General features: G+C 64.4%; 12 protein-coding genes. All 12 read right to left on the bottom strand.

Annotated features, from left to right (window positions below):
• The coding region (locus WBB85_RS10785) for a baseplate multidomain protein megatron (RefSeq protein ID WP_432638622.1) at positions 1 to 1,698 on the bottom strand (1,698 nt) is incomplete at its 3' end.
• Between the two features lie 12 nt (positions 1,699 to 1,710).
• Positions 1,711 to 2,148, bottom strand: a complete 438-nt coding sequence (locus WBB85_RS10780) for a peptidase (protein ID WP_432638621.1) — start codon at positions 2,146 to 2,148, stop codon at positions 1,711 to 1,713.
• Positions 2,145 to 3,035 (bottom strand): DUF2163 domain-containing protein, encoded by an 891-nt coding sequence (locus tag WBB85_RS10775; RefSeq protein ID WP_432638620.1) that lies wholly within the window; start codon positions 3,033 to 3,035, stop codon positions 2,145 to 2,147. Before WBB85_RS10775 ends, WBB85_RS10780 begins: the two co-directional genes overlap by 4 nt.
• On the bottom strand, positions 3,032 to 3,664 hold the full coding sequence (locus tag WBB85_RS10770) for a phage distal tail protein, Rcc01695 family (protein WP_432638619.1): 633 nt from the start codon (positions 3,662 to 3,664) through the stop codon (positions 3,032 to 3,034). The genes WBB85_RS10775 and WBB85_RS10770 overlap by 4 nt, the downstream gene beginning before the upstream one ends.
• Positions 3,665 to 3,674: 10 nt before the next feature.
• Positions 3,675 to 4,346, bottom strand: a complete 672-nt coding sequence (locus tag WBB85_RS10765) for a phage tail tape measure protein (protein ID WP_432638618.1) — start codon at positions 4,344 to 4,346, stop codon at positions 3,675 to 3,677.
• 1 nt (position 4,347) lies between these two features.
• On the bottom strand, positions 4,348 to 4,542 hold the full coding sequence (locus tag WBB85_RS10760; RefSeq protein WP_432638617.1) for a rcc01693 family protein: 195 nt from the start codon (positions 4,540 to 4,542) through the stop codon (positions 4,348 to 4,350).
• Position 4,543: 1 nt separating this feature from the next.
• Positions 4,544 to 4,864, bottom strand: coding sequence for a gene transfer agent family protein (locus WBB85_RS10755; RefSeq protein WP_432638616.1), 321 nt, complete (start codon positions 4,862 to 4,864; stop codon positions 4,544 to 4,546).
• A complete protein-coding gene (locus tag WBB85_RS10750; protein WP_432638615.1) occupies positions 4,864 to 5,277 on the bottom strand; it encodes a phage major tail protein, TP901-1 family in 414 nt (137 codons plus the stop codon). The genes WBB85_RS10755 and WBB85_RS10750 overlap by 1 nt, the downstream gene beginning before the upstream one ends.
• 106 nt (positions 5,278 to 5,383) lie before the next feature.
• Positions 5,384 to 5,791 carry a DUF3168 domain-containing protein gene (locus WBB85_RS10745; RefSeq protein WP_432638614.1) on the bottom strand — a complete coding sequence of 136 codons (408 nt, stop codon included), beginning with the start codon at positions 5,789 to 5,791 and terminating at the stop codon, positions 5,384 to 5,386.
• On the bottom strand, positions 5,788 to 6,126 hold the full coding sequence (locus WBB85_RS10740; RefSeq protein WP_432638613.1) for a head-tail adaptor protein: 339 nt from the start codon (positions 6,124 to 6,126) through the stop codon (positions 5,788 to 5,790). The genes WBB85_RS10745 and WBB85_RS10740 overlap by 4 nt, the downstream gene beginning before the upstream one ends.
• A complete protein-coding gene (locus WBB85_RS10735; RefSeq protein ID WP_432638612.1) occupies positions 6,123 to 6,719 on the bottom strand; it encodes a head-tail connector protein in 597 nt (198 codons plus the stop codon). Before WBB85_RS10735 ends, WBB85_RS10740 begins: the two co-directional genes overlap by 4 nt.
• A 259-nt stretch (positions 6,720 to 6,978) precedes the next feature.
• Positions 6,979 to 7,515, bottom strand: a 537-nt coding sequence (locus WBB85_RS10730; RefSeq protein WP_432638611.1) for a phage major capsid protein, incomplete at its 5' end; no start/stop codon positions are given.

Genomic DNA, 7,515 nt, shown 5'->3' with positions numbered 1-7,515 from the left:
GGCATGATCCACCCCGTCGCGCCAATCCGACAGCGGCATGTAATTGTCGATGCCGATGAAGTCGATATTGGCGTCGGCCCAAAGCGGGTCGAGGTGATAGTATAGATCACCTGCCGCATCGCTATAGCCGAAATACTCGCTCCAGTCCGCGGCATAGCCGACCTTGACCGAGGGGCCGAGGATCTGGCGCACATCGGCCGCAAGCGCGCGCAGGGCGGCCACTGCCGGAAAGCTGTCCCCGGCCCCGCGGATCTGCGTCAGCCCGCGCATTTCGGACCCGATGCAAAAGGCCGTGACCCCACCTGTCGAGGCGCAAAGATGCGCATAATGCAGGATGAAGCGGCGATAGGACCATTCGGACGGACCGGAACAACTGACAATGCCGCCGCTGACGGAAAAATCGGACGGCTGGGCGGTGCCGAAAAACGCAGATACCTGCGCATCAGCCGCTGCCGTGCGATCCGGCGTCCCGGTCACACCCGGCGCTTTTGACAGCGTGATCCGCCCCCGCCAGGGCAGAACCGGCTGATCCGTCGCCCCGCTCCATGGGTCGGCACGTCCGTTCCCGGCAAGCTGCTCCATCAGGATGAACGGATAGAACACGACCGCCTTGCCATCCGATTTAAGCGCAGAGATCGCTTCTCTCACCGCCGCGTCGGCAGGCGTGCCGCCATAGACCGACCGGCCGTTATCCTGCACCACTTCGGACGCCTGTGACCGGTCGATGCCCCCCGCACGCCAGGGCATGCCCACCCCGTCAAAGCGCTTGTCCTCGACCTTCGGCTTCAGCGTGCATTGACCGCAGCGCAGATCGTTCCCGAACCACGATACGACCAGGGACACCGACTTGCAGCCAGGAACCTCTTCCTGCAAGGCATCCATCGACTCGGTGAAATCGGTCTTGCCGCCCGGCGTATTCACATTGGCCGAGACATTCTGGCCAATCCCTGTCGTGTAGTGCACCCGCGTCTTGGCCAGCGAATACTCCCCGGTGCCCGGCAACAGCGCGACCCCGCTCACACCATGGGCAAGGTCGGTCACATCCTTGACAAGCGCCCCTTGTGCCGCGCGAAACACCTCGAAACTGAATTGCGGCACGCGATTGCCGAACTGCCCCAGTTCCAGATCCTCAATTACGACATAAGCGATACCGCGATAGGCCGGGACATGCCCGGCACCTTCCACAGCCTCGATCTTGGGATCGGGCAATTGACCTTCGCCGCCCCGATAGACCCGCATCGTCACATCGGAAGGGGAAATCTCGATCCCGTCAGCCCATATCCGACCGACCCTTGTTATCTTGCCTTCGCAAAGGGCAACGGCCACGTTCACGGTGTAGGAATACTCCTTCACCGTGGGTTCCTGCGGCTGCGGCGCACCCTTGCCACCACCACCACCGCCACCGGATGTTTTCACATGTTCGGTGAAATCCGACGCCCAGATCACCTGCCCGCCAATACGCATCCGCCCCCAGATCTGCCCGACCGGAGCTCCTTCGCTGGCGCTTGTCAGGCGGAAGCGGTCCACCCGGCCCGTCTCGACGGTCTGCGACCCCGATCCCATCAACCGCTGATCGATGACCCGGCCCAGAGTGGCCCCCACGGCCCGGCCGATAACGGCACCCGACAGACCAAGAATGGAACCGCCAAAGCCTGCGCCGATGGAAGCACCGACAGCCGATAGCAAAATGGTCGCCATGCCGACCCTCCTTCAGGGAAATTCAAACCGCGCCACAACGCGGCGAAGCCAGGGCGTGGTCAGGGGACTTTCCAGAACCCCATGCCCGGTATAGGCGTGAATGAAGCTTGATCGCGGGCCGCTCCCGGCCACCAGCCCCAGATGTTTCGCGACCGCGCCCTCGCGCATCCGGAACAGCAGGATCTGACCCGCAGCAACCGGCACCGCCGGATCGCAGGGGCGCAGATGACGCTCTGCCGCCACCCAAAGCCGCTCGTCGCGGGTCGGTTCCGACCAGTCCATCGTATAGGCGGGCACAACCTCCGGCTCAGCGCCATAAAGCTCGCGCCAGATGCCGCGCAACAACCCCAGACAATCCGCCCCCGCCCCCTTGGCCGAGGCCTGATGGCGATAGGGTGTTCCGATCCAGTCGTGGGCGATGGCAACCGCTTGATCCCCCACCGCACTCATCCCTTACGGCTCCCGCCGGAATTGCGCTTGCCCCGGACCGGATAGGACATCAGCCAATCCTCACCCGGAATGTCCGGAAATCCTCGAAAATTATCAAAATTCGCGAATTTCAGACGGCAGGTCTTCGCACGCCGGTCACAGCCTGCTTCAATCCGCACCATGTCGCCCGGCGCAGGCACCGCCCCCAGCGCATGCCACAACTCAACGTCACGAGCGTTGCCAGCGCGCAACCGGTCGTTCTTGACCGACCCCACCAGACCCGCCGCTTTGCCGGTAAGAACCCGGAACCGGCCCTTCTCGAACCAGCGATCCTCAAACCCCGCAAAATCGGCAAAGCGAAACAGACGGCCGCCGACCACTTCCTCTACGGGACGTTCGTCCGAATAGCCCACCTGATCCAGATCGAACCTGCACCGCCCGTCGCCCAGAACCGCCGAGCAGCGGGCATGGTAGATCTGCCCCTGCTCCTGATTGAGCGTTTCGGACAATCCGCGCAATTCGGCATTGAAGGCACCGCCCTTGCGGACGATTTCACCCAAAGTGCCGCGAAACTGCAAAACCCGGACCGAAACATCGGCCCAGTTGACCAGCCAGCCGCGCACCTCGGCCCCGTCATAACGCCCGGCAAGGATATCCTCTTCCCGGATCGCCTCGGACTGCAAGGCGCCGAAGGCTTCGGTATTGTCCACCGAAAGACCCGTCGCCTGCTGGATCGCCTTCGCCGTCATGCCCGACCCCGCACGGAACGTGATCCCGTCAAAGGTCAGATCGCGGTCGTGATCGGTAAACCCCAGCTCCACCCCATCCTTGCGCGTAACCGCAAAGGCCCGCGCAAGGGTTGTGACGCCAGAGGCCAGATGATCCTTCAACTCCTGAGGATAACTCACAGCCGCACCTCCACCACCGGAACCTGCGGCACATCACCCGCCTGAAACGAAGCGACCGAGACCTGAATGCGATCCGTGTCGAACCGCACCGGCACGTCGAATTCGTATCCCGCCGTCACCCGTTCATCGACGGCAGGCGGGCTCGCGAATGTGACAATCCCGGTCGTCACATCGACCGTGAAATGCACACCTTCCTGCAACTCATCCCCCTGCAATCCGATGCGCAACGTCCCCGCCACCGGCTTCTGGATATTACGGCTCTGCGCCTCCGCGCCAGAGGCATAGGTCTTCACCAGCTGGTAGTCCGCACGGACACCATCGCCGATCCCGATCAGCTGATCTTCATAGGCAGGCGTGACCGACGCCGGGCAGGATTTGTAGTCCGCCCAGTCCTTCCAGCGAAATCCGTTCAACTGCCCCTGCCGCGCTTCAAAAAACGCGATCAGCGCGCCGATATCGTCAAGGCTGCGCAGGCTCACCCCCGCATCATAACGACGCCGCGACTGCGACCAGGGGGTGTTGCGCTCCTCGAACCCGTTCGACAGCTGCACCACTTCCGTGCGCCGCTCAGGTCCCCCGACCGAGCCGAAGCTGAGATTCGCCGGAAACCGCACCTCATGAAATGCCATGCCGCCCTCCTCACCGGTTTCTGTTGCCACGGGACAGGGCCCGGGCCATCTGCGCCGCGATCTGGCTCTGACTGCGGGCAAAGCCCTGCACATCCGGCGTGGTCACGTTCATCACAACGTTGACCGGCCGCCCGCCACCCGCCGTCTGCACGCCAAGGCGCCCGTCGGCACCGCGCGCGAGTGGCATGATCGCCTCCGGCCCCGCCTCTCCCATCAGGCCCCGACCGCTGCGCATCGGAAACATCGTGGGCGAGGAGACGACGCCACCCTTCGCAAAGGGCATCACCCGCCCTTGCGCAAAACTGCCGCCCTTCTCGAAAGGGAACAGCCCGCTCAGGACTCCGTTCATGCCCTGTGCGATCGCACCGCCAAAGGCGTCCTGCACCGGCTTCATCGCCACGTTGTAGACGGCGTTGGACATGGTCTGCGCCACCTGCTTCAACGCATCCGACAGCTTCATTCCGTCAAAGACGAGGCCATCGAAGGCCCGCCTCAGGCCGCCACCGATACTCGTCGACAAGGTGCCAACCTCGCGGCTGGTAAAGACCATGCTCTCCCGCATCCGCATCAGTTCGGCGTCAAACGCCGCCGTCATCGCCTGCGCGCCGCCAAGGCTCGTCTCCAACGCGGCTGCCTGCACGGCCAGCCCGTCGATCCCGTCCAATCCGTCCGTAACCGGCATCTCACCCTTCCTTCATCTTAATCGACGCATCCGGCCAGGCCCGCGCCAGTTCCTCCAGCCGCGCCCGGTTCAAGGGCGGCACCGCGCCCGGATCGCCGAGCATCAGCACCAGTTCGGCAGGCGTCAGCCGCCAGAAGACATCCGGCGTCAGGCCAAGGCCCGACAGGCCCGCCCGCATCAGCCCCGGCCAGTCCACCTCACTGCCCCTCCGGCACCGTGAAGGCACGGGCGAGCAGCTCGGCAGCAACCCGCGCCGCCGAAACCGGCCCGCCGCCGATCTCCACGTTCAGAAGGTCGCCTGCCGTGCCCTTCCAGCCACCGCCGCGCAGCCCCGCGACGATCAGCATCAATACATCGCGGGTCGAAAACCGCCCCGCCTCGAACCGCTCCACCAGTTCGATCAGCGTGCCCGTACCCAACCCCACCTCCAGCTCGGCCAGCGCCCCCAGCGTCAGCTTGGCCACATGCCGCTCACCGTCGAGCGTCACGGCCACCTCCCCCGTCCAGGGATTGGCCATCAGATCGCCGTGAAGTTGAGCGCGCCGGCCGAGGCGAGCGACAGCTCATAGGTCGCCTCGCCATTGTAGCTGCCGGCATATTCGATCGCGGTAATCTGGAACGGCCCCTCGACAATGCCGAAATCCGGGATGATCACCTGAAACTGCTCGACTGTTCCGGCAAAGAAGATCTGCCGCGCCCGGTCGTCGGTGGCGCTGTCGACAAACACACCGGAACCAGAGACCGAAGCCGACCGTACGCCCGCCCCGCCCAGCAACTCTCTCCAGCCACCCTGGCTCTCCAGACTGGTCACATCGACCGTTTCGGCGTTGAAACTGATCCGCGTCGCACGCAGACCCGCAATCGTATTGAATTGCCCGCCCCCGGTCAGGTCGAGCTTGATCAGAAGGTCCTTGCCGTTCTGGGCAGCCATATCCGTTCTCCGTTTCGTGAAATAGCCGGGCCGTCAGCGAAGAACTGACGCCCTGAATTGTTCGATTTGTGCAACAAGATCCCGGGCTTGACCCGGGATCTCAACGTCAATCCTCGATCCGCGCCCGGAAGGTCAGGTCGATCCGCCGCACATCCGCCTTTTCGACCCGCCGCGCGCGGGCTTTCAGGAACCAGAGTCCCACCAGATGCCCGCGTGCCAGTACCAGCGTCGCGCCGGTCAGCGCATCCGACACCGCCGCCGCCACCGCCTTGGCATTCTGGAACCCTGCCTGATCGGTCACGACAGAGACGGTGAATTCGTGAAACGCGCCCCGCCCCACCTGATCCGAGGCATCGCGCACATCCTCGGGCCCGATCGACACATAGGTTCCCGTCACCGTTCCCGGCGGCACGGAATCGTAGATCGCACCGGAAACGAGAGCGTCCAGCGCCGTATCCGCTGTCAACCTCTGATAGATCTCCGCCTGAAGCGCGGCCGCCGCTCCGTAGCTCATGCCACGACCTCCTCTTGTGCGAAACAGGTCAGGTACTGCCCGCCCGGATCGTCCTCGGTGACAGCCGTGATACGAAAGACGCGGGCACCCTCGCGAAACCTTTGCTCGGGCTTTGGTCGCGACGGCGCGCCCTGCGGCGCGGCCCGCACCGTGATCCGGTAAGAAACCGACGAAACGGTCAGAAACTCCCCCGCCCGCTCACGTCCCGTCCCGGCATCGACGGCCACCCAAAGCGTGCCGAGCGCCACCCAGTTCAGCGCCCAGCCACCCGCACCATCGGGCGCCCTTTGCGCCTCTTCCAGCACCAGCTTGCGATTCAGCCTCGGCGCGCTCATACCGCCCCCCCGCCCAGAACCCGCACCGTGCGCCAGCGCTCGATCAGCGCCATGACACCGAATGGCATCGCCATCCGCTCGCCCGCCTCATGCCGGTTCTCGTGATATTGTGCCGCCAACAGGAACACCGCCTGCGCCAGATCCACCGGCACATCGGCCCAGGCCGGGCCGAACCCTGCCGTGAACACCACCTCGGCCACACCGCCCACCGGAATGCCCGGCAGCAAGGCCCCGGCCGCCACGATTTTCGGGCGATGCGCATCCTTCTCCAGCCGGTAGCGCGTCGGATCGATCAGATCCGGCACCCCGTCCCGATCCTTCACGGTAAGGGAAACAACCGCACTCACCGGGGCCACGGGCAAAGCCTGGGTATCCGGCCAACGCCAGCCATTCGTCTCCAGCAAATAGTCCCGCGCGATCAGCGCCTTGCCGATGCGCCCCTCGACCGCCGCCAAAGCGGCCCTCAGGTAGCTCTCAACCAGCGCATCCTGCGCCCCGTCATCGGCAAACCCGGTGCCAAGCCGCAGGTGGTCCTTGAATTCCGCCACCGGCAAGACCGCCTGCGGCACCGGTGTCACTTCGCTCAGCATCATGGGATATCTCCGATGTGGCGTTTCGGAAAAACGTTGTGACAATCAGTAACGCCAATGGCCCGAGCGCGCGCAGCGCGGCAGGGCATTAGCAATTCAACATTTTCCGGAACGTTTTTGTCGCGCCCGCCCTCTGACAAGGATCGGACGCGGGCCAGCCCCGCATTGCTCGGACGGAGGGAGCAGCTAGACAACACGAGGGTTTTGCGCGGCCCGCGCCCGAACGGCCGGGGCCATCAGGCCCCGACCGACCCGCAATCCCTTACGAGATCGCGAATTTCAGCAGCTTGATCGCGGCAAAGTCGCTGACATCGCCCCCCACGCGCTTTGAGGCATAAAAGAGCACATGCGGCTTGGCCGAGAACGGATCGCGCAGGATGCGCAGGTCCGGGCGTTCCGCAATCGTATAGCCGGCTCGGAAGTCGCCAAAGGCGATCGGGTAGGTGTTCGCACCCACATCCGGCATGTCTTCGCAGATCAGCACCGCATAGCCCATCAGGCGTGCAGGCTCGCCCGCCTGCAGGCTGTCGCCCCACATGAAGCGGCCATCGGCGTCCTTCATCTTGCGAACCGCACCGGCGGTCTTGCTGTTCATGATGAACGTGCCGTTGGCGCGGTAATCCGCACCCAGCGCGTAAACCAGGTTCACGATGCAATCGCTGGCATTGGTGGTGGCGAAATCGGCGGCAGCACCCGTCGGGATGTAGCCCAGATTGCCCCAGGTCCAGGTCGCATTCGCCACTTTGGCCGGCAGCAGAATGCCCTTGGGCTGATCGACCCCGGTGCCGCTGATGAAGGC

It is taken from the genome of Albidovulum sp. (assembly GCF_049646345.1).
Lineage (GTDB): Bacteria > Pseudomonadota > Alphaproteobacteria > Rhodobacterales > Rhodobacteraceae > Albidovulum.
The sequence above is the reverse complement of the archived record's forward strand: the minus strand, read 5'-3'. Positions and strand labels throughout refer to the sequence as shown.

What these genes read in the sequence shown, in the direction of transcription:
- WBB85_RS10750 (WP_432638615.1), bottom strand. Translation starts at nt 5,277, where the DNA reads ATGGCTGCCCAGAACGGCAAGGACCTTCTGATCAAGCTCGACCTGACC.
- WBB85_RS10735 (WP_432638612.1), bottom strand. Translation starts at nt 6,719, where the DNA reads ATGATGCTGAGCGAAGTGACACCGGTGCCGCAGGCGGTCTTGCCGGTG.
- WBB85_RS10770 (WP_432638619.1), bottom strand. Translation starts at nt 3,664, where the DNA reads ATGGCATTTCATGAGGTGCGGTTTCCGGCGAATCTCAGCTTCGGCTCG.
- WBB85_RS10780 (WP_432638621.1), bottom strand. Translation starts at nt 2,148, where the DNA reads ATGAGTGCGGTGGGGGATCAAGCGGTTGCCATCGCCCACGACTGGATC.
- WBB85_RS10740 (WP_432638613.1), bottom strand. Translation starts at nt 6,126, where the DNA reads ATGAGCGCGCCGAGGCTGAATCGCAAGCTGGTGCTGGAAGAGGCGCAA.
- WBB85_RS10765 (WP_432638618.1), bottom strand. Translation starts at nt 4,346, where the DNA reads ATGCCGGTTACGGACGGATTGGACGGGATCGACGGGCTGGCCGTGCAG.
- WBB85_RS10755 (WP_432638616.1), bottom strand. Translation starts at nt 4,864, where the DNA reads ATGGCCAATCCCTGGACGGGGGAGGTGGCCGTGACGCTCGACGGTGAG.
- WBB85_RS10745 (WP_432638614.1), bottom strand. Translation starts at nt 5,791, where the DNA reads ATGAGCTACGGAGCGGCGGCCGCGCTTCAGGCGGAGATCTATCAGAGG.